Source organism: Elizabethkingia miricola, from assembly GCF_001675285.1.
GTDB lineage: Bacteria > Bacteroidota > Bacteroidia > Flavobacteriales > Weeksellaceae > Elizabethkingia > Elizabethkingia miricola.
In genome coordinates this window covers 238178-261506 of the sequence record NZ_LSGQ01000030.1, presented here as the reverse complement: position 1 = coordinate 261506, position 23329 = coordinate 238178, and the positions used below count along the sequence as shown (strand labels likewise).

Sequence of the window (23329 nt, the reverse complement as noted above, 5' to 3'; positions counted from 1 at the left end):
TATTTAAGATATGATTAAAAAGCTATCATTGCTGTCATTGTTTACATTGCTGCCGGCATCTTTTTACTACGCACAAACTACTGCTTTTGCGTATATTAAAGATACTGCGGGGAAACCTGTAGAGAGTGCGGATGTAAGCATGAAAGGATCATCGTATAGTGTAACAGCTGACAAAATTGGATATTTCCAATTTGTAGGTCTAAAGCCGGGACACTATCAGATTACAGTTTCAAAACCTCCTTTTGAATCTCAGATTGTAGAATTTGACGTTGAAGAAGGTAAAAAAAGACAGGATTTAGGTGTCATCAAATTATCCACTAATTTTAATGATATAGATCAGGGATTTACTATTCTTGATGACAGTGACCAGTCTGATGAGCTCAATAACCAGTCAACAGTTGGTTTGCTACAATCGTCGAGAGATGTGTTTAGTAGTATCGCAGCATTTGATCTTGGATTTTACTGGTTCCGCCCAAGAGGGATTGATTCAAGGCTGGGAGAAAATATGATTAATGGTGTTTCTACCGCACGTCCGGATACGGGAATGGTAGATTTCAGTACGTGGGGTGGACTTAATGAAATTACACGTTATCCGGAAATCGCACTGAACCACAGTCCATCTGAATATGGTTTTGGTGGTGTTGGATCTGTATTTTATAAAAATACAAAGGCAAGTGACTACCGTAAAGGAAGCCAGTTAACTTATTCCCTGACCAACCGTAACTATAATAACCGATTATCATACAGATTCTCTTCCGGAATGAATAAGAAAGGATGGGCATTTACAGGTATGATTGCCAGAAGATGGGCGCAAGAAGGAATACAGGATGGGACTTTCTATGATGCTATCAGTGGTTACCTGGGAGTTGAAAAGAAAATCAATGATAAACATACTGTAACACTTAATGCAATTGGCTCAGACTACAGAAGAAGTACATCCAGCCCGAATACTCAGGAAGTATATGATTACAGGGGTATTCATTATAATGCTTACTGGGGATGGCAAGATGGAAGAAAGCGTAGTGAGAGAGTAAAAACAGGATTTATGCCAATGATCCAGTTGACAGATTACTGGAAGATTAATAAAAAATCTGATCTATGGACAACTGTTTCTTACCAGTTCGGAAAAGAAAAAAGTTCCAGATTGGATTGGTATAAAGCTAATAACCCGTCTCCAATTTACTATAGAAATCTTCCAAGCTATTGGGAGAATTTAGATAAACCTAGTCTTTCACAGCAGGAAAATCTTGCATTAACCAAAGACTGGTGGACAAATAACGATCAGGATCATACTCAGATCAATTGGAATTCATTGTATAATGCTAATCTAAACGGACCGGTAGGAGAGAATGGAAGAAGAGCATTCTACTTTCTTGAGAATGATGTGAAGAACAACAAAATTTGGAATGTATCAACACATTATACCAATAATCTTACGGACAGAATGAAGTTGGTACTTAATCTGACTTATCAGAATTATTATTCTGAACAATATAGAGAGATTAAGGATTTGTTAGGTGCTGACTATGCACTTAATATGGACCCTTTTGCCAAAACAGCAAGAGGAGGCAGCTTTAATACGTTGGATCCAAATGTTAACAAAAAAGTAGGAGATAAGTTCGGGTATGATTATATCTACAGACGTCAGGATATTAATTTCAATGCCGGACTGAAATTTTCAACACCGAGAATTGATGGATTTGTTTCTGCTTTAGTAGGTTATTCAACAAATAACAGAGAAGGTCTTTTCCAACATTACTTATATAAGGATTCTTATGGTAAAGGCGCAGATCAAAATTTCTGGAATTTTGGTTTGAAAGGACAATTGACTTATAAGTTGAACGGAAGAATGTTCTTGATGTATAACGGAGCATACTATTCTCAGGCACCTTTCCTTAATGATATTTTTATCAACGCAAGAAATAGCAATGCTGTTTCTCCAAATATTCAGAGTACTATCATTAACGCAAATGATTTAAGTTATATAATTTCAGCGCCAAGCTTTAAATTAAGATTAACAGGTTATTTGATTAATACAATGAATGACACCAATGTACAGCGTTATTTTGCAAATGGAATAAGCTTTAATACATTGGATGATGCAGGACAAGAGATACAAGGTGACAACCAGGCAATGGTTACACAGGTATTATCTAATGTGAATACGAGAAATATGGGTGTAGAATTGGGTATTCAGGTAAAGATTACCCCAACTCTTACAGCTAGTGGTTTGGCAAGTATTGGACAATATACCTATACAAATAATCCAAAGCTTTATTTTGCGTCCGATGCCATGGGAGTTTTCTATGATTATAATAAACAGGGAGAGCTTGTAAGATCTGAATATAAAGATCTTGGAGAATCTTATCTTAAAGATTATAAAGTAGGAGGTACTCCACAACAGGCATTCTCGGTAGGCTTAAGATATAGCAGTCCGAAATACTGGTGGATTAGCGGTAACTGGAATTATTTGCGCGATGGATATATAGATCCTTCTCCTGCAACCAGAACAAATGCGTTTATCTATAATCCGAATACACCGGGTGTACCATATGACGATGTTAATGAAGTGGAGTTGAGACGAGTTCTGAAGCAGGTACAGTTACCAGATGCATTTTTCTTTAATGCGAGTGCCGGGAAATCCTGGGTTATAGGGAAATATTATTTTGTAATTTCTGCAACGGTTAATAACATCCTGAATAACAAGAAATATATTACAGGAGGTTTTGAGCAGACAAGGTACATTAACTACAAAGATTATGTTGCTGATTTTGATAGAAATACTTCAAACTTTGCTCCAAAGTATTTCTATTCACAGGGAAGATCTTATTTCTTCAATGTTCAGTTCCGTTTCTAATTTCTAATCAATTTAAATAAAAAAAAATGAACCATATATCATATTTTAAATCATTTATTATCGCGACCTTAGGCATAACAGCCCTTAATTCGTGTGTTAAAAGTGACGATTATTCAGTTCCTACAATTGCCTGTACAGATCGATTCCCGGCAACTAATCATGCATTGTCTGATTTACCAGCAATTGCAAAAGTGAAGCCTACACAAGCAGATATTATTAAGGAAGATTATATTGTAGAAGCTTATGTATCATCTTCGGATCAGTCGGGGAATATTTATAAGGCATTATATGTTCAGGACAAGCCTGGAAATCCTACACAAGCAGTTGAAATAGACATTGATGGATCGAATCAGTATGTTAATTACCCATTAGGGTCTAAAATAAGACTTAACCTTAAGGGATTAGTGGTGCAGGCGACTAGTAATAATGTTAAAATTGGTACTTATGATCCTGATTATCCTATTGGGAGAATTAATCCAAATAGATTATCAGACTATATTGCACGAGTTTGTGGAACAGAAGGAAAGGCTGTAATTAGCCAGATGGTACCAGTAGTATTTGATAATCTTAACGATGCTTTGCAACCTCAGAATGTAAATAAATTGATTACGATTAAAGGTGTGCAATTTGATGATGCAGAATTGTCTAAAACCTTTAGCGATGCTGATAAGACAGGGGACAGATATATTGTAGATCCTAAAGGAAACAAATTAGATCTTAGATTTAGTAATTATGCTAATTTCTCAACAGAGAAAATTTCTCCTAATTATGTAAAAAGTGGAGATATTACAATGATTCTTAGCAGATATAATACAACATATCAGGCATATCTTAGAGACCTTAAAGATCTTAATCTTACAAAAGATAGATTTACTGTTGAGGTGACTCCTCCCGATACAGTAACTCCTCCGGCAGCTAATGCAGCATGGCTGTTTAAAGGAGCAGATTTTGAAAACTGGAACGATTTCATAGCAGCTTTAGATGGTAACGGTGTAAAACCATATGTTTCTCAAGCAGTAGGTAAAGGTATGAACGGAGGAAATGCTTTATTAATCAATACACCAGCAACAGGAACTAATGATTATGTATTTACAGTTACTGCGGGAACAGGATATCCTGCTGCACCAAAAAGAATTACTTTCTACATGAATGGTACAGCTGCGGGTAATGGATTATCTTTCAATGTATATGATGCAGCAAGTAAATACACACCTTTCAATTCCGGAGATGTAACAGGAAGCGTACAGCTTAATGCTGCAGCAGCTAATGGATATGGTGGTAGTGTAGATACAAAAGGTAAATGGGTTTTAGTAGCATTAGACCTAAGCACAATGTCAAGTGTTAATACGAAAGCCGGATCGAATATATTCGCATTTAAGATAGGAAAATCAGGGACTTACAATCTATTAATAGACAACCTTAAAATAGAATAATATAATCTGATTATATAAAGAATAAAACCGGAAGAAAGCCTCTTCCGGTTTTTTATTTTAAAAATAGTCTGAGTTCTGATTAGGAGGTTCTTATATTATCAGGGATAGGGAATAATCTAGGGGAAATATTACTATCGTGAGATAGTATTCCTCCGGAGCTCCATTAGGAGCTTGACCTCTATAGTTTATAATTATGAAAATGCACAACGTTCCAGAGAAACGTTATCTTAATCAGGGAAGAGAAAAATCATCCAGATCAAAAATCAAAACCGTCAGATCACAATTGAGAGAAGGAAAAGAAGTTTTTCATTTTCGTATTAGTTGAATTTTTTGCTTGGTCTCCAGTTTTTACTCCTGATTCATTGTTATTCTGAATTCTTTCCGGAACAGAGCTAATTGAAGAAGTGAATTAGGCTGGTATACGGATATAAAAAACACTCAAGCCCATGGCCTGAGTGTTCATTATTTGTTGTTTTTGTAATTTTAAAAAGCAGCTTCATTTACTTCTTTACCTCTCTGGAAGGTCATTGTTTTCTGTTTTCCTTTATAAGAAACAGTTACCAGATTCATCTGGCTAGAAAATTCATTCAGAAGTATTGTATTTTTAACCTTTATGGTACTTATATTTCCTATGCCTGAAGCCTCGAAATATACCCACACTGCCTCACCATTTACCTGGCTTCCGGTATATGTAAGTCTAACAGGAGCCCCGTTTACACTAGTACTAAAGTTAGCGTTTACATAATTTTTAGCAGCATTATCAAAACTTCCGCTTTTAGAATCCATTTTAAGAGCCTGCTCTAAATCTGAAGCGTTCATTTTGGTAGTGAACTTCAGAACTCCGTTCGCTTCATTATAATCTACCTTGGTCATAGAAGAATGGAATTCCATAAAACTAAATGCGAAAATTAGCAATGATAATATGCCTAATGTTCCTAATAACTTTTTCATTTTAAAAGAATTAATTTCATTTCCAAATAATAAGAGTCAAAATATATGCCACAAATTAACTAAAAATTAACACTAATTGCATATTTTTCGTAGAATGCCTTGATATGGGCAACAGCGTCATCCGCATTGTCTACAATTCTGTAAAGATTAAGATCTTCTTCTGAAATAAGGCCATTTTTAAGTAATGAGCTTTTAAACCAGTCTATTAAGCCTCCCCAGAACTCGCTTCCTACCAATACAATAGGGAATCGTCCAATTTTGTTAGTTTGAATAAGAGTAAGGGCTTCCATTAGCTCATCTAATGTTCCAAAACCTCCAGGCATAACGATAAATCCCTGAGAGTATTTTACAAACATTACTTTTCTTACAAAGAAATAATCGTAATCCATATTATAACCATTGTCAATATATGGATTAAAATGCTGTTCAAAAGGAAGGTCTATATTCAGTCCGATAGATTTCCCATGCCCATATGCACCACGATTTCCTGCCTCCATAATTCCGGGACCGCCACCAGTGATAACACCGAATCCTAATTCGGTTATTTTTTCGGCTATTTCAGTAGCCATTTGATAATATTTGTGGTCTTCTTTCAGTCTTGCAGAGCCGAAGATAGAAACGCATGGACCTATTTCCGTCATCTTTTCAAATCCGGAAACAAATTCAGCCATGATTTTAAAAACCATCCAGCTGTCCTTAGTCAGTTTCTCGTCCCAGCTTTTCTGGCGAAAACTTTCTTTTACTCTTTCGTCTAAAATAATATCATTTTTAGGTGTATCTTTCTTTTTCATGTGTCTACATTTTTATTTAAAATATTCTTCCGCCAGCAGAATACTCTCCGGTTTTCCAACATCTACAAGATATGCATCGTGAAGGTAACCATTGATTCTCTCTGTCATCATAAAGTCCAGGTATTCTTCCATAATGGAGAATTTTCCGGTACGTTTTATTTTATCAAAAATAAGAGAATTAATACAATGTATTCCGCTGAATGCTAAGGGGCGGAAGCCTTTGTTGAATTCTGCAAGCTTTTGTTCTCCGGTATTGGTGTTCATCCATCCTTTTAATACCATAGAATCGTCGAAAAGTAATTTTCTGCTACTTTCTCTGTCCGAAACAGCAAGAGTAACAAAATCTTCGTGTTCCTTGTGGAAGTTAATGAGATCTGTAATATTCAGATCAGTTAGGATATCCACGTTCATAATAAGAAAACATTCTTCCTTTTCCAGAAAAGGTTTTGCAAACATTAAGCCACCTCCGGTTTCTAATAATTGTTCGCTTTCATCGGATATTTCTATCTGTGCTCCGAAGTTATTTTTTTCTTTCAGGAGATCAACAATTTGTTCTCCGAAATGATGAATGTTAATTACAAAATTATTGATGCCAAAAGACTGCAGGTAATTGATGTTACGTTCTAATAATGTAATTCCGTTTACCTTGGCCAAAGCTTTCGGGTGGGCATCCGTAAAAGGCTTTAGACGTGTGCCTTTTCCTGCCGCAAAAAGTAAAGCTTTCATAGGTTAGTTCAATTGAGGTTGCTCATCATGATGCAGGATAACGTTTGCCTGTGGGTATTTCTCACGTATAAATGCAGCTGTTTTTATAGCCGAATATACAGATCTGTGCTGTCCGCCAGTACAACCGAAGTTTATCTGCAGATTCTCAAATCCACGTGCCAGGTAATCATCGATATTAATAGAAACAATGCTGAAAACTGAATTCAGAAAATCCTGAATCTTGGTTTTTTCTTCTAAATATTCCTGTACAGAGATATCGTTTCCGGTTTGTTGTTTGTATTCTTCAATTCTACCCGGATTTAGTATTCCGCGGCAATCGAATACGAAACCACCTCCGTTGCCGGAATTGTCTTTCGGGATACCTCCCTTTTTATATGAAAAACTATGTACTTTTATAGTTAATTTATTATCCATTGATAAGTTGATTTACTTTTTGTTGTGTATTGACTGACTGTAATTCTGTTATTACTTTTGAGAGCTCGGGATAATTATTGATTTCTGCCCATTGCTCCTTCAGTTCATTAATATTTTTTATGCCCTGATTAAGACTCTCAATAAAGTGTTTTTTCCGTTGAATAAGTCCACGGAAGCCATATGCCCCTAATACCTGAAGAAAGCGCATGAGTTTGCAGTAGTTTACGGCTTCTTTGAAAGAATCTTCTGAAAAGGAATCTTTGTTCAAAACCAAATACTCGGAAAGAAACTCATTTTTCCATTCTTTAGAAAAGTTTGCTTTGGCCTGAAAAAGAAACGAAACAAGGTCATAAGTAGCAGGCCCCAACATTGCTGCCTGGTAATCGATAAAATAAATTTCGTCCTGATCATCTACCATAATATTCCTGGCCTGGAAATCCCGCATCATAACCGTGTGTGGCTGAAGTGACTGAACTTTGTCAGAAATGTGTTGGAACTCCTTTAATATTTTTCCTTTATGATAGTCTATTTCTAGTGTATCTATCAGAAAGTTTTTGAAGTAATAAAGATCATGGGTTACAGGAAAACTATCATATGCCTCATATTCGTAAGCGTTTGAGAAGTCTATATTTCCCGATGTTTTCTGTTGAAAATTACTTAATGCTTTAATTGTCTTACCAACTAAATTTTTTACTCTTTCGCTTTGTCCTTCTTTTGTAATAACTTCGGATAAAGTATTGGAGCCAACATATTGTTGAAGATAAAGATTTCTTTCAGCGTTGATTGTATAAATTTCAGGTACGTGAAGCTGCAAATTGTAAAAAGCATTTGTCAGATAGAAGAAACTCTCATTCTCATCAATTTTTTCGTTGAAAGTAAGGATATACTTATTGTCAGATGTTTCAATAATTAGATTCTGGCGGGCAGAGCCACTCTGTTGTAGAGGGGTTATTGTAAAGTCCGAATGTCCAAAGTAATCTTTTAAAAATTTCTGAAATAGTTCTTCTCGCATAGTCTGATCTCCTTACAAATATACTAAATGATATTTATAGAAGCGGAAGCAGAGCGATATAGATGTATTAAATAATATTTTAAAAACTTTTGTTATTGGTTTAGACGGTATGCTTTTGTACCTGACTGATGTTTTTAATAGTCCATTCTATTTTCTTCTCAAATGGAAATTCCCGAACGGGGCAATTGCTCATCTGGCATACAGAGCAGGAGATAGGCTTACAATCGTCCATATGGAAATTGAATTCTATTTGTCGATCCAGATTTTTGGCAAGTAAGATGAGTACCTTTTCCATTTCGCTGTGAGCCTCTCTTAAACTGTAGTACCACGGCAGAGTAATATGAGCATCGATATGAAGGTTAGCTCCGTATTGCTGAATTTTCATATTGTGAATATCTATCCATTGTGGCTGACGGTTGGCTAGTAATATTGCAGTGATTTCTTTTAAAAGTTTATCATCGGTTTCATCCATAATTCCGCTTAGTGCTTTACGAACAATCTGATAGCCAATGAAAATAATATAAGATCCGAATATTAGTGCTACAACGCTATCGATCCAATACCAGTGCGTAAAGTGTACAATAACTAAACTTATCACAACTCCTAGTGTTGTAATTGTATCGGATTGTAAATGTTTCCCGGAAGCAATAAGTACCAGAGAATTTTCTCTTTTTCCTTTTATCAGGGAATACCAGCCAAGTCCATAGTTGATAAGCCCGGTTATAAGTACTATGATAATTCCCCAATCGAGATCCTTTACATGATTTCCTTTAATCAAACTGTTACTGGATTGGACGATAATTAATATACCGGCAATAATGATGAGTAATCCCTCTACACCGGAGGTTATAAATTCTACCTTTCCATGTCCGTAAGGATGTTCTTTATCCTTTGGCTTTGCTGCTAAGTATAGAGAGTAGAGGCCTAAAAATGCACTCACAATATTAACTATACTTTCCATTGCATCGGAAAATACGGCGTCCGAATTTGTTAGTTGCCAGGCAACTAGTTTGCCTATGAATAGTATGATTCCGGCAAAAGCAATAGCCCGCTGAAAAGCAAGCTTACTAATATCTTTATTGACTGTCTCCTCTTTCATCAATTTGATATATTGTTGTGAAAAATATATTGCAAAAATAAGGCATCTTTAGAAGATGCCTTGGTTTTTATTTTATACTAGCTCGTTTGCCACCAGATACTCTGCAATCTGTACAGCGTTGGTAGCTGCGCCTTTTCTGAGATTGTCTGCAACAATCCAAAGGTTTAGCGTTTTAGGCTGAGAAAGATCTCTTCTGATTCTTCCTACGAAAACTTCATCCTTTCCTTCAGCTTCCAATGGCATTGGGTAAACTTTGTTTTGTACATCGTCTAATACAATAACTCCCGGAGTTTCTGAAAGGATCTGACGAACTTCCTGAAGATCGAATTCATTTTCGAACTCGATATTTACGCTTTCAGAGTGCCCGCCTTGTACTGGTACTCTTACTGCAGTAGCTGTAAGGCTGAAAGTATCGTCGCCCATAATTTTCTTAGGCTCTTTCATTAATTTGATTTCCTCCTTTGTGTAATCATCATCTGCAAATACATCACAATGAGGTAAAGCATTTTTGAAAATCTGATATGGATAAACCATTTGTGGGGTTTCGCCTTTAATTTCAGCATTTAACTGATCTACAGCATCTTTACCAGTTCCTGTTACAGATTGGTAAGTAGATACAATAACTCTTCTGATATCGTACTTTTTATTCAGAGGAGCCAATACCATTACTAACTGAATTGTAGAACAGTTAGGATTAGCGATAATCTTATCTTCTTTAGTCAATACATTAGCATTGATTTCCGGAACAACTAATTTTTTATCAACTTCCATTCTCCATGCGGAAGAATTATCAATTACTGTTGTGCCTGCTTCAGCAAACTTAGGTGCAAACTGTTTGGATGTTTCTCCCCCTGCAGAAAACAGAGCGATCTCAGGTTTTCGGTCAATAGCTTCCTGCATGCTTACAATAGCATATTCCTGACCTTTGAAAGTAATTTTCTTTCCTACAGATCTTTCAGATGCTACAGGAATCAATTCAGTTATCGGAAGATTTCTCTCTTCCAAAACTTTCAGCATAACCTGGCCAACCATCCCGGTTGCGCCGACAACAGCGATTTTCATTTTAAAGTATGATATATTGGTTAAATAATTGTCAAAATTAAGAAATAAAAGCTTAATACTTAATATATAACAGTAAATAGGCGATAGTTTTTAGCTATCGGCATTCTTTGCTGCTGATAAGTTATAGTTAAGCTCCCATTAATTTTGCCCATGGCAAAGCAAATGCGAAAAGTGCAATTGCAAGGACAGCTAATACGACCATTCCCATAGAGATTGTGTCGTTTGTTTTAAGTTTCTTATTCAGAATTGTCATTAGTACAGCAGCAATAAGCATAGAGAAAGGATGCTCTATATAGGTGAATCTTAGAGCTGAATTTTTCATAAGTCCGCCCATACCCATTGCTTTGATTGTATCCATAAAACCGGATGTTCCTACAAGCATAATAATACCGATAAGAAACTGGATGTGGAAGAAGATCATTACGAATAGAGTTGATTTTCTCAGTAATTTGGAAACTTTACCGGAATATCCAAGTATCACTGTAAGCAATGCAATGATAAAAAGAGCGACTAATAGTAACTCCAGATAAGCGAAGCCTCTGTGCGCTTGTAAAAAAATATTGTGCATAATCTAAATTTAAATGTGAACAAATATAACAAAACCCGCCGAGATTGGCGGGTTTAATTGATTATCATTCAGATGATTTTTAACCAATGTTAGAATCTGAAAGTAGCCGCGGCTGACCAGGTTCTTCCGAAACCTAAGAATCCTGTATTGCCATCTGCAACACCTTGATATACTCTTCCTGCTTCCTGATATGTTTTACCTGCATCCGGACCACTTGCAATTTTGTCACTCGTGTAGATGTTTGAGCTTAGTTCGGAAATGTAGTACTTATTGAATAAGTTGTATACATTAACTCTTAAAGTTAAAGATCTTTTCTGATCAATTGTGAATTTGTAAGCAGCGCCTACATCGAATAAATTATAGCTTGGTAATTTTACAACGCCTTTGTCTCTTGCAGCTGCTGTAAGGAAGTTAATCGGATTAAACTGAGCATATAATTTGTCATAATATTCCCAGTTTGCATCGATACTAAATGCTTTGGTGATGTTATAGTCAGCTCCGATACTTGCTGTAGTTTGTGCAGCATCACCAACTTTTAGATCTTTGATGTTTATTGTTCCTGTTGCTCCCGGAACTTCCTGGTTGCTTAGGACATCGATGATGTTGAAGTTTGCATTTCCTTTGTACTTCCAGTTACCAACAGAAAGCATACCTCTAAGTCTAAGGTTAGAGAATGGTCTTGCTTTAGCCTCTAATTCAACTCCCTGGTGAAGTTGTCCTACATTTAAAGCATTGTAGAAATAAGTATTTCCTAACTGTAGCTGAGAGAAATTTGCAACATCTCCAGCAGTGGCATTGAATGTTCTTGTAATAAATCTGTCATCCCACTGTGTTCTGTAAGCATTAATATTAACATCTACATAACGGGATTTGAATCCATAACCTAGTTCTATTGAGAAAATTCTCTCATTCTTTACATCTTTGTAGACATTCTGGTTAGTCGGGAATAAAGCACTGAACAATGGTTGTCTGGAAATAACGCCTGTATTGAAGAATACATTATGATGTTGATCAATGTTATAGTTTGCTCCTCCTTTTACAATATAACCTGTTTTGTTATACCATTTTGTTTCCTGGTTTTCCGGAGTGTACAACATGTAATCTCTTCGCTTGTAGTACTGCTTGGAAACGGAACCTTGAAGTGATGCACTTAGTTTTTCATCAGAATACTCAACCATTCCGTATGCTCCAGCCCATCTTACCAATCCTTCGTTGTATATGGATACCTTTTGGGCATTATTAAGGTTTGTGATTGCTTCCGGTTTTACTATTTTATTGATAAAATATCCATTTGGTGAATTAACTGTACTTTTTACAAAAAATGCATCAGAACCTAACATGTCAGTAACGATGTCGTAAAGAGCTCCTTTATAAGTTTTTAGATCAATCCCTCCGTTGAAAGTCCAGTTGTTTTTCTTGTAGTTAAGGTCAGCAATAGCGCCATACCAATCGTGTGCATTGATACTTTGCTTTCTTACAATACCACTTGTACCATTCAACGTTGCTACATATCGTCCGTTATAATCGGTTGGTTGTCCTGGTTGCGCAGTAAATGTTCCTTTCTGGAATGTATTTCCGTTGTAATCGGTTACCGAACCACCTCTGTTGTAGCGGTAGATCATATCCCAGTTGATTGTACCATCTCCACCCGGACCATAGTTCATGAAATTCATGGTCTGGTTGTTAGCATTTTTGATTGTACCATTTAATCCGGTACCACCACCACCGCGGCCCCATGAAGCGTAAACTACAGTTGAAAGCTTTAAAGCATCATTGATAGTCCAGTCCCAGTTAAGTGAAGCAATTGGTTTGTGATAGAAGTTAGGTGCTAGATTGAACTGTGATCCGTTTAGTATCCCTGTTTGTGGATTGTATCTTCTTCCGTATGTATCTAATTGACGTAGTGTTGCTACATTTGCTCCCGTTGCAGAAGATCTTCTGGTATCGTGTACCTGTGGGGCTCCTGTTGCAATAATGTTGAAAGCATGCTTTTCATTTGGTTTATAACCAACAGAGAAGAACCAAGAATAACCTTCTCCTTTTGTTCCGTTAATGTAACCGTCACCTTGCCAACGAGAAAGTAATACAGTTGTTCCCCATTTGTTTTTTAGACCTGAAGAGTACATGGCCGATAATCTTGAATAGTTATCGTTACCTGCCTCAGCTTTTATCATTGCTTTTTGTTCAGCATCTGTGGCTTTGGTTACAATGTTAATGGTTCCTCCTACAGAAGGAACAACAAATTTAGATGCTCCAAGACCTCTCTGAATCTGGATAGAGCTGGCAATATCTGCTAAACCAGTCCAGTTAGACCAGTATACAGCGCCACTCTGCATATCATTTACAGGTTGTCCATTGATGATTACCGCAATGTTGGTAGCATCAAAACCTCTCATGTTAATTCTGCTGTCGCCGAATCCACCACCTACTTTTGTTACGTAAACAGATGGAGTTGACTTCATAATTTCAGGAAACTCTCTGTTTCCTAATTTTTCCTGAATTTCCGTTGCCTTAATTGTGGAAACTGCAACAGGTGTTTTTCTTTCTTTAGCAACCTGTGTAAGGTTTCTTCCTACTAAAACAACCTCGTCAATAGACTTGGGTTTTTCTAGAGAATCCTTAGTTTTTTGTGCATAATACACACTGGCTGTGGATAATACAAGAGCCGTTATAAGCGGCTTTTTGAAATTAATGTTCATAAATAACAGTGTTGATTTTTAACGCTGCAAATATGAGTATTTATTCTTTAACATTCTTTAACATGATGTTAATTTTTTTAAGAAAACAGCAAAAAATAAAACCCGCCATTTGGCGGGTTTTATTTTTATATATTCTAATGTTGTTTTGATTAGAAGTTGAAAGATAGGGTTGCTGCCCAAGTTCTTCCGAAACCAAAGTAAACTCTGTTAGAAGGATCAATACCTTTATATAGAGTACTCTGATACGTGTTGTACTGTTGCTGTGCACTAACCACAGTCCCGTTAACATTAATATCCTTAAAGTCTCCTAACTGCTTAGCCTGAATACTCGTTGCTCCGTCAGAAATATAGGTAGTATCAAATAAGTTATATACGTTAGCTCCAATAGTGAAGTATTTAGCCTTATCGTTTAATCTGATTTTGTAAGAAGCACCTATATCAAATAAGTTGAAGTTAGGTAATTGCAGAGCTTGTTTACCAGGAGTAGTAAATGAAGAGATATCTAAAGCAGAGTAAATTTTACCTACATATCTCCATGTTCCATAGATACTTAAGTCTTCTACAGGTCTTACTGTTGCTCCTAAAGCAGCTGTCAACTGAGGAATACTGTTATTTCCAGTTCCACCAACTTTAACTTTATCAATGTAAAGTTCATTTGAATTACTACTTCCCGCAATAGTTACAGGGTTGTTGTTGTCATCAAACGTTGTAGCATATGCATTTCCTTTGTAGAAGTAATCCCCCCAAGAGAACATACCGTTGAATTCTAAGAATCTGAATGGTTTGTAAACTGCATCAAATTCAACTCCCTGGTGAATTTCAGTAATACCGTTCATTTCAGCATATCCAGTTGTTGTTGGAGCGTTTACTAAAGGAATAGAACCTCTTCTTAACCATCTGTCTTTCCACTGAGTTCTATAAACGTTAACATTTGCATTGAACTTAGCAGATCTGAAGCCGTAACCTAATTCTGCAGAGAAAATTTTCTCGTTGCTTAATGAAGGGTTAACAACTTGTTGGTTACTAGGATATACTGCCGTAAAGAAAGGTTGCTTGCTATAATAACCAACATTAGCAAAAACATTATGATGGTTATCAATGTTATAGTTTAATCCCCCTTTGATGTTATAACCGAATACATTTTTAAAGCCAGTTTTTGTATTAACAACTTGCCCTGCCTGCTTGGTAACACCATCTATAATAAAGTTATCAATTCTTTGGAAACCTTGGTTTGAAATAGATCCTTGTAAGTAAGCTGTCAATTTTTCAGAGGTATATTCTACCTGTCCAAATCCACTGTACCATAGAACTTCACCATCATTACTATATCCGATTCTGTCCTGCATTGGAGCTAGTGAACCTCCAAAAGGATTCCAAGGTAATTTTTTATAATCGTATGAATTGCTAACGATATTAGGAGCTATGTTTTTGTTGGTATTATCTTTATAACCAGCAGCACCATATAAATCAGAAACAACCTGATAATGGTAACCGTAGTAATATCTGTCATCAGTACCTACAGAGAAGTTCCAGTTATCATTAATCTTGTGTTGGAAGTTCATTAAGATTCCATACCAGTTGTGAGAATTGATACTAGATCTTCTAATTAATGTATTTCCTGCTGCAGCACTGTTAACATTTACAGCACCATTTGCTCCGAATATTTTGTTGAAGTCATAATGCCCCTCAGCATCTTTAAAAACAGGAACCCCGTTTTTATCTGTACCATTGATTCCGTAGCTGGCACCGTTGTAAGCAACTTTACCAAGATCTCCTGTACCACCACCACGGCCATTTGACATATAAGCTACAGTACTTAAAGTAGACTTGTCACTAATTGTCCAGTCCCAGTTCAGCATAATTACCGGCTTACTGTAGTAGTTAGATCTGTTAGATATTGCAACTCTTTTGCCATCAGGTCTTGTGTAGAAACCAAAGTCTGAATTGTACGTTCTATCTGGGCTTCCGTCATGATCTGGATTATATTTAATATAGTCAGAAATTGTAGGAGCAAAAGTTCTCTGATCGTGCCATTGTGGAGATGAAGTGATCATGAACTGTAAGTTATGCTTTTTGCTTGGTTGGTAACCTAAAGCAAAAAAGTAAGTATAAGCTTCATATGCCTGGTTCTGTACATACATATTACCAGCTTGTCTGCTCATTAGAATAGAAGAAGACCAACCATTTTGAGTCTTACCTGTATTATAAGCAAATGAAGATTTCTGGAAGTCATTGTTACCAACGCCTAAACGGATAACACCTCCTTGCTTCATATCAGCAGAACGTGTTAAATAGTTGATGGTACCACCAACAGAAGCAATAGCTAATTTAGAAGAACCAAGACCTCTTTGTGATTGAACAGCACTAGTAACATCTGCTAAACCTGTCCAGTTAGAAAAATAAACAGTACCACCCTCCATGTCATTTACAGGCATACCATTAACCATTACAGCGATATTTCTTGATTCAAAACCTCGCATTACAAGTCCCGAGTCACCAAAACCACCGCCACCTTTAGTGGCATAAACAGATGGAGTTGTGTTTAGGATTTCAGGAAGTTCCTGATTTCCTAATCTTTCTACAATTTGCGCAGCCTTAATTGTAGAAACAGCAACCGGAGTTTTTCTGTCTTTAGCAATATCGGTTACACCTTTCAGAATTACTGCCTCAATCTCTTTGGATTTAGCATCTGTAGTGTCCTTTGTTTGCTGTGCATAATACACGCTGGCTGTAGTTAATGTAATTACAGCCGCAAGCATTGGCTTTCTAAAATTGATCTTCATATTATTGATTTACTTTACTTTTATATAAGTAGATAGTTTCAGATTGCAAAAATGCACAAATTTTTTTTAACGTAGTTTAACAAAATGTTAAATTTTCAATGCCTTGAGACTCAGATCAATATTTTTCGCGGAATGGGTTAATGCACCTACTGAGATATAGTCTACACCAGTTTTTGCAATATCTTTAAGTCTTTCCCTTGTAACATTGCCGGAAGCCTCAGTTTCACAAATTTTGTTAATGAGAATTACTGCTTCTGTCATGGTTTCGTTGTCCATATTGTCCAGCATAATACGGTCTATTCCCGGAGTATTGATAGCTTCCTGAACCTCTTTTAGGTTTCTGGTTTCAACTTCAATTTTCAGATTGAGTTTATTTTTTTCTACATATTCTCTGGCCATTTTTACAGCATTGGAAATACTGCCATTGTAATCAATGTGATTATCTTTCAGCATAATCATATCATATAACCCAAATCTGTGATTGGTTCCGCCACCAATAGCTACTGCCCATTTTTCGCACAAACGGAAATTAGGTGTAGTCTTACGGGTATCCAAAAGTTTGGTTTTGGTTCCTACCAATCGGGAATCCCAATCATGAGTAAGAGTTGCAATACCACTCATGCGCTGCATACAGTTTAGTACAAATCTTTCTGTAGACAATATAGATTGAGCTGAACCGGTTACAATAAATGCGACATCACCAACTTTGGCTTGTTCACCATCTTTAATTTTGACATCGACAGTAAGATCTTTATCATAATATTTAAAGATGTATTTTGCCAGTTCAACACCTGCAAGAATACAATCTTCTTTTACCAATAATTTTGCAGACTGTTGTAATGTAGCAGGAATAGTTGCCAGGGTAGAATGATCTCCTTTCTGAAGATCTTCTGCCAGAGCATTTTTAATAAAAGTATTTAGTGCTTTGTCTGTAATATAACTTGGACGGTTCATTTTATATTGTTCTTGTTGTTTCAATCGGTTTATCGTTTCTGGACCATTCACTCCAGGAACCTACATAAAGTTTTGGAATATTGAGTCCGGCATAGTCTATTGCCAATAATGTGTGGCAGGCTGTAACACCAGAGCCGCAATGTACCATAATATTTCCAGGTTCATAACCTTCTAATATTTTTGTAAAATATTGTTTTAACTCCTCCGGATCTTTATACGTTCCGTCCGAATTAAGATTGTTGGCAAAAGGGTAGTTCTTTGCTGTTGGAATATGTCCTGCAATGATATCTATAGGTTCTGTTTCTCCATTGTAACGAGGTGTTTCTCTAACATCAATAATCAGGGTTTTATCCTGTTGGGTAAATGCTTCAGCTTCCTGAATATCAGCAATGGGTAGTTGCCATTCTGTAAAAGTATAATTTCCAGGCGTCCTTTCCGGTGAAGCCTCTGTTGTGATAGGAATAGCATTGCTGATAGCTGCCTGCAAGCCTCCGTTCAGTACCTGTACCTTCTCAAGTTCCGCAGAACGAAGCATCCACCATAACCGGGCAGCAGCGTTCGATGCGTTTTTATCATCATATATAACAATATGAGAGTCTTTTTCGATACCAGTTTCCTGCAGTACTTTTATGAAATTTTCTATTTGGGGAAGCGGATGGCGGCCTCCGTTTTTATAATCCTGGGGAATATCAGACATATCAGTGCTTAGTTCCAGATAATAGGCATTAGTTATATGTCCGTTATCATATATATTCTTAGCATTGTTTCCAGCATGGATGATGATGAGCTCCGGATAGTGCAGGATGCTAGCTAGTTCATCAGAATTAATAATAGAATTCATTTTATTTTACTAAATCTTTATTAAAAAAGGCACCTTTATTTTCCTTCATTTCCATGGAATGTTTGATAATTAAATAGGAAACATTCACAAGATTTCTAAGTTCAGATAGCTGTGGTGAAAGAATAGAATTATTATAAAGAGCTGTTACAGCTTCATAAATTTCTCTCTGTTTCTGCTGTGCTATTTTTAAGCGGGAATTGCTTCTTACAATTCCTACAAGATCACTCATCATTTCCTGTAACTGTTTTCTGAAATAAGAGACCATTACCATTTCATCCATTAGCTTCATTCCTTCCTGATTCCATTCAGGAATAGCTTTTAGATCATTGAAATTAAATTCATTCTGTTTCAGCAATTCTACTGTTTTTACGGCAGCTTCATGTCCGAATACTAAACCTTCCAGCAAAGAGTTGGAAGCTAATCGATTGGCTCCGTGTAATCCTGAATTGGTACATTCGCCTACAGCAAAAAGATTCTTAATGGAAGACTGTCCGTCTATATCCACATCTATCCCCCCCATTAAATAATGACAGGCAGGTACAACGGGAATAAGCTGCTCGAAAGGATCTATACCTTCTTCAAGACATTTCTTATAAATATTAGGGAAATGTTCTTTGAATTTTTCCTGATCCATGTGGCGGCAATCTAAGCCAACGTAGTCGTCTCCGGAAATTTTCATTTCATTATCTATAGCTCTGGCTACAATGTCACGCGAAGCTAATTCTTCACGTTCATCATATTTTTGCATAAAGGGCTGACCGTCTTTAGTCCTCAGCTTTGCACCATCACCACGTACAGCTTCCGAGATCAAAAACAGCATGCCGCTTCTTTTTGAAAACATAGCAGTAGGGTGGAATTGGTAATACTGCATATTGGATACTTTGCCACGTGCGCGGTGAACAAAGGCAATTCCGTCTCCGGTTGCAATAATTGGATTTGTAGTATTTTTATAAACATGCCCGGCACCTCCTGTAGCAACAAGGGTGATCTTGGCCGTAATTTTCTTTATTTTTTTATTTTTCTGATCCAGAATATAAGCACCGTAACAATGGATGTTATCATGATTCAGTTCCTTGCCGGGAACATGGTGCTGAGTAAGTAAGTCGATCACATAATGGTGATCCAGAACTTCAATATTTGGAAGCTTATTAACGGTTTCCAGAAGTGCTCGCTCAATTTCGAAACCAGTAATGTCCTTATGGTGAACAATTCTGTTTTCGGTATGTCCCCCCTCTCTTCCCAGTTTGAAGTCACCGTCTTTTTCTTTATCAAAACGGGTTCCCCATTCTACAAGTTCTCTGAAGCGGTGTGGACCTTCCTTTACTACCATTTCGACAACATTGCGTTTGTTTTCCCCGTCTCCGGCACGCATGGTGTCTTCTATGTGTTTTTCGAAATTATCTTTTGAAAAATCAGTGACAACGGCTAGTCCGCCTTGTGCATATTTGGTATTGCTTTCATCTTCATCCGACTTGGTGACAATAGTAATTTGTGCATCCGGCAGCGTCTCTGCAATCTTAATAGCATAAGACAGGCCTGATATTCCGGAACCAATAACTAAAACATCCGCTTTAATCATAGCTTATAAAATTTGAAGTCTATATTCCTTCTCGTTAATAAAGTATAAACTTACGAATTTTGTAGCTGTTCGAAGACAACATCAACAGATAATTGCTGAGATTGAGTTGCTTTTACAGCTAACTGATCACAGCGTTCATTTTCCGGGTGTCCGGCATGTCCTTTTATCCAGTGGAATTGGAGCTTGTGCATCCTCATTAATGGGATGAATCTGCGCCAAAGATCATCATTCTTTACTTTTTTGAAATCTTTTTTAATCCATCCGAATATCCAGTTCTGATTGATAGCATCCGAAACATATTTGGAATCGGTGTAGATGTGGACATTATTTTGTGGAGTGTTGAGCTTTTCCAATGCAACGATAACAGCTAAAAGCTCCATACGATTGTTGGTTGTTAGACGAAAACCTTCAGAAAATTGTTTTTCATATTTCTTTTCAACAACCTTCATTACGATTCCGTATCCGCCCTTTCCGGGATTACCACTGCATGCTCCGTCTGTATAGATGTCTATTTTCATTAGAAAGGCATCATTTCATCTTCATCATCATCATTCATTGCCGAACCTGAAACTTTGTTACTGCTTGGTGGAGTAGGAGACATACCAAATGCAGAACCTGGATCCATGGTAGTCTTTATCTTATCATAGAAATTGTCATTATTGACCTGCGAAGGGCTTCCCATACCGCCGCCGAAAGTGTCTTCACCTAAATCTCCGAATCTTGCCATAGAACCATGGAATGCTAAACGGACATCTTCTGTTGTACCATTTCTGTGTTTTGCAATAATTAATTCGGCTTGATTTGCGGAAGGCGTTTCATCTTCCCAATATTCAATTTTATAATATTCCGGACGGTAAATAAAGGATACGATATCCGCATCCTGCTCAATAGCCCCGGATTCCCTAAGGTCAGATAGCTGAGGTCTTTTGCCGGGTCTGTTTTCTACGGAACGCGATAACTGAGAAAGAGCGATAACCGGTACATTTAATTCTTTTGCAATCGCTTTAAGGGAACGGGAAATGGTTGAGATTTCCTGTTCACGGTTTCCGCCACCTTTTCCACTTTGAGCTGTCATCAGCTGAAGATAGTCGACCATGATAATCCGTACACCATGCTGCATAACCAATCGACGGCATTTCGCTCTAAAGTCGAATATCGAAAGAGCAGGTGTTTCATCGATATAAAGAGGAGCCTTCTCCAGATTGGAAACGTTACTAAAAAGTCTTTCCCACTCTTCATCGGTTAACGTTCCTTTTCTTAGTTTTTCCGAAGAAATTCCGGTTTCAGAGGATATCATCCTCATAATTAACTGTACTGATGCCATCTCCAGAGAGAACAAGGCAAGAGGTATATTTTGGTCTACAGCAATATTTCTGGCCATTGACAGAATGAATGCGGTTTTCCCCATCGCCGGACGTGCTGCGATAATAATAAGGTCGGACGGTTGCCAGCCTCCTGTCTCTTTGTCTACAGCCTTAAATCCAGAAGGAACACCTGAAAGTCCCTGTTTTCCTCTTAAAGATTTTACTTTGTCCAAAGCTTCCTTTACTAAGGAGTTCGCCGTGTCAAAACCTTTTTTAATCGTACCATTAGTAATCTCGAAGAAGCTTTTTTCAGCTTCATCTAAAAGTTCGAATACATCGGTAGATTCTTTGTAAGACTGGTCTATAACATTTCCGGATACATTGATAAGGGATCTCAGAATGAATTTTTCCAGAACAATTCTTACATGATATTCTATATGTGCAGAAGAAGATACTCCAAGGGTAAGCTCTATGATGTAAGAGTCTCCACCCGCCAGATTTAATCTGTCTTCACGTTTCAGTTCCTGAATAACGGTCATCATATCTACAGGATGGTTGTCCTGATATAACTTCAGAATAGCAGAATAGATTTCCTGATGGCGGGGATCATAAAAAACCTTCTCGGTGAGAAGGTCTATAGAAAAGTCTAAAGCCTTCTTGTCTATGAGAAAAGTTCCGATAACCAGCTTTTCAAATTCCACTGCATTAGGAGGCATTTTACCTTGTGAAATAGATAATTCCTTGGCAAAATTCCCTTGCGTTAATGATGATAATGTTTCCTTTTGAGCCATGTGGCAAAGATAAATTTTAAAAAACTAAAAGCATAATTGCTTTATTCACAAATAAATTTTAAGTAACGATTTCTCCTCTAAATTAGGAAAAAATCGTGTTAAGAAATATAAATATTATGCGTTAATGTTCTGTACATCATATTTATTATGTCTTATATGAGTTGCAATAGTTTTGATTGTTCTACAGAGCTATTGCAGCTTATATGATTGGTGTTAATATTCCATTTTACGGAGTTTTGGCGCAAATGTTCCTACCATTAATGCTACCAAAAGCGTCATGCTGCCACCAAAAACAACAGAACGTATTACGCCCATCATTTTTGCCGCAAGACCACTTTCAAACTGGCCAAGCTCATTACTGGAAGTAATAAATATGGTATTGACACTCAATACTCGGCCGCGGATTTTGTCTGGAGTTTTTAACTGAACAATAGTACCACGGATTACAACACTAATGCCATCCAACATACCGCTTAGAACAAGGAATCCAAAAGACAGCCAATATAAATGAGACAATCCGAAACCTATAATGCAAAGCCCAAATCCACTTACGGCAGCAATAAGGATTTTCCCCTGATTCTTTTTAAGCTGTATAAATGATAGTGTAATAATAATACACATGGAACCAATATCTGATGCCGCATTTAGTAGTCCAAATCCTTCGGAGCCAACTTTTAGAATATCTGTAGCATAAACAGGGATCATTGCTACAGCACCTCCAAATAAAACTGCAAAAAGATCGAGTGTAAGAGCACCGAGAATTTCTTTCGTTTTATAGATGTAAACAACACCTTCACGCATACTTTCCCAGACATTTACCTCTTGTCCTTCGTATTCAGATCTGTGTTTGTTCAGTGTCCAGAAAAATAATGATCCGATAAATAAAAAGCATAATATAACGACAAGAGTACCGCTGATTCCCAGCCATGCAATTAAAAAGCCTCCCAGTGCATGACCTGATACTGATGCTGTAAGAAATGTTGCCTGATTAAGTGTAATGGCATTTGGTAGTTCTTCTCTTTTAACAATATTAGGAATTAGAGCAGGAACTAAAGGCGATAAAAATGCCCTGCAGATTCCGGAAAGGAAAATAATGCCATAGATATAATAAGTGATCTGATGGTTGCTAAAGCTAAGTCTATGACCCCAGAATGCCGGTATTAATAAACAACATAAAAGGAAAAAATAAGCATAGTTACAGATTAGTAATAACTTTTTCTTTTCACTCATATCTATAATGTGTCCGGCGTATAAGGCACAGCCAACAGCGGGGATTACTTCGGATAAACCAATAAGTCCAATAGAGAAAGGATCTTTGGTTAAGTGATATACCCACCAGCCAAGTAAGGTTGCAAGCATTCGGAAAGCAATGATCAGAAAGAACCGTCCAATAAGAAGACTTCTGTATTCAGTATTTCTTAGTGTTTGGAGGGGAGCCAGTGATATCATAATATAGTGAAAATAT

At 37.0% G+C, this 23329-nt stretch carries 18 protein-coding genes; 2 read left to right on the top strand and 16 right to left on the bottom strand.

Going from position 1 to position 23329, the window contains the following annotated elements; all coding sequences use genetic code 11:
• Positions 1–10: 10 nt before the first annotated feature.
• Together ATE49_RS15660 and ATE49_RS15655 are read left to right on the top strand one after the other, a co-directional pair.
• The gene (locus ATE49_RS15660) at positions 11–2857 is read left to right on the top strand and encodes a carboxypeptidase regulatory-like domain-containing protein (protein WP_065082895.1); all 2847 of its coding nucleotides are present in this window, start codon (positions 11–13) and stop codon (positions 2855–2857) included.
• Positions 2858–2883: 26 nt separating this feature from the next.
• Complete coding sequence (locus ATE49_RS15655; protein WP_065082894.1) at positions 2884–4290, top strand: DUF5689 domain-containing protein; 1407 nt, start codon at positions 2884–2886, stop codon at positions 4288–4290.
• Positions 4291–4773: 483 nt separating this feature from the next.
• Here ATE49_RS15655 and ATE49_RS15650 read toward each other — a convergent pair whose 3' ends face one another.
• From ATE49_RS15650 to ATE49_RS15575, 16 genes are all read right to left on the bottom strand, one after another.
• Positions 4774–5241: a DUF6702 family protein gene (locus ATE49_RS15650; protein WP_034871688.1), complete on the bottom strand. Its 468-nt coding sequence runs from the start codon at positions 5239–5241 to the stop codon at positions 4774–4776.
• 59 nt (positions 5242–5300) lie between these two features.
• Positions 5301–6032 (bottom strand): LOG family protein, encoded by a 732-nt coding sequence (locus tag ATE49_RS15645; protein WP_059155976.1) that lies wholly within the window; start codon positions 6030–6032, stop codon positions 5301–5303.
• A gap of 12 nt (positions 6033–6044) precedes the next feature.
• A complete protein-coding gene (locus tag ATE49_RS15640) occupies positions 6045–6758 on the bottom strand; it encodes a nucleotidyltransferase family protein (protein ID WP_065082893.1) in 714 nt (237 codons plus the stop codon).
• 3 nt (positions 6759–6761) lie between these two features.
• Entirely contained in the window at positions 6762–7172 is a 411-nt protein-coding gene (locus ATE49_RS15635) for a RapZ C-terminal domain-containing protein (protein ID WP_065082892.1), read from the bottom strand.
• Complete coding sequence (locus ATE49_RS15630; RefSeq protein ID WP_065082891.1) at positions 7165–8184, bottom strand: aminoglycoside phosphotransferase family protein; 1020 nt, start codon at positions 8182–8184, stop codon at positions 7165–7167. The genes ATE49_RS15635 and ATE49_RS15630 overlap by 8 nt, the downstream gene beginning before the upstream one ends.
• A 100-nt stretch (positions 8185–8284) precedes the next feature.
• Positions 8285–9283, bottom strand: coding sequence for a cation diffusion facilitator family transporter (locus tag ATE49_RS15625; RefSeq protein ID WP_059155973.1), 999 nt, complete (start codon positions 9281–9283; stop codon positions 8285–8287).
• Between the two features lie 72 nt (positions 9284–9355).
• A complete protein-coding gene (locus tag ATE49_RS15620) occupies positions 9356–10345 on the bottom strand; it encodes an aspartate-semialdehyde dehydrogenase (protein WP_059155972.1) in 990 nt (329 codons plus the stop codon).
• 127 nt (positions 10346–10472) lie between these two features.
• Positions 10473–10913 (bottom strand): hypothetical protein, encoded by a 441-nt coding sequence (locus ATE49_RS15615; protein WP_059155971.1) that lies wholly within the window; start codon positions 10911–10913, stop codon positions 10473–10475.
• 89 nt (positions 10914–11002) lie between these two features.
• Positions 11003–13612 (bottom strand): TonB-dependent receptor, encoded by a 2610-nt coding sequence (locus tag ATE49_RS15610; protein WP_065082890.1) that lies wholly within the window; start codon positions 13610–13612, stop codon positions 11003–11005.
• Between the two features lie 149 nt (positions 13613–13761).
• On the bottom strand, positions 13762–16395 hold the full coding sequence (locus ATE49_RS15605; protein WP_065082889.1) for a TonB-dependent receptor: 2634 nt from the start codon (positions 16393–16395) through the stop codon (positions 13762–13764).
• Positions 16396–16482: 87 nt separating this feature from the next.
• Positions 16483–17349: a carboxylating nicotinate-nucleotide diphosphorylase gene (nadC, locus tag ATE49_RS15600; protein ID WP_065082888.1), complete on the bottom strand. Its 867-nt coding sequence runs from the start codon at positions 17347–17349 to the stop codon at positions 16483–16485.
• Position 17350: 1 nt separating this feature from the next.
• Positions 17351–18190: a sulfurtransferase gene (locus tag ATE49_RS15595; RefSeq protein WP_065082887.1), complete on the bottom strand. Its 840-nt coding sequence runs from the start codon at positions 18188–18190 to the stop codon at positions 17351–17353.
• A gap of 1 nt (position 18191) precedes the next feature.
• The gene (nadB, locus tag ATE49_RS15590) at positions 18192–19769 is read right to left on the bottom strand and encodes an L-aspartate oxidase (RefSeq protein WP_034871675.1); all 1578 of its coding nucleotides are present in this window, start codon (positions 19767–19769) and stop codon (positions 18192–18194) included.
• A gap of 50 nt (positions 19770–19819) precedes the next feature.
• Positions 19820–20287, bottom strand: a complete 468-nt coding sequence (rnhA, locus tag ATE49_RS15585) for a ribonuclease HI (RefSeq protein ID WP_065082886.1) — start codon at positions 20285–20287, stop codon at positions 19820–19822.
• Positions 20287–21864: a replicative DNA helicase gene (gene dnaB / locus ATE49_RS15580; RefSeq protein ID WP_065082885.1), complete on the bottom strand. Its 1578-nt coding sequence runs from the start codon at positions 21862–21864 to the stop codon at positions 20287–20289. Before dnaB ends, rnhA begins: the two co-directional genes overlap by 1 nt.
• Before the next feature lie 213 nt (positions 21865–22077).
• Positions 22078–23313: an MFS transporter gene (locus tag ATE49_RS15575; protein ID WP_059155962.1), complete on the bottom strand. Its 1236-nt coding sequence runs from the start codon at positions 23311–23313 to the stop codon at positions 22078–22080.
• Positions 23314–23329: the final 16 nt, after the last annotated feature.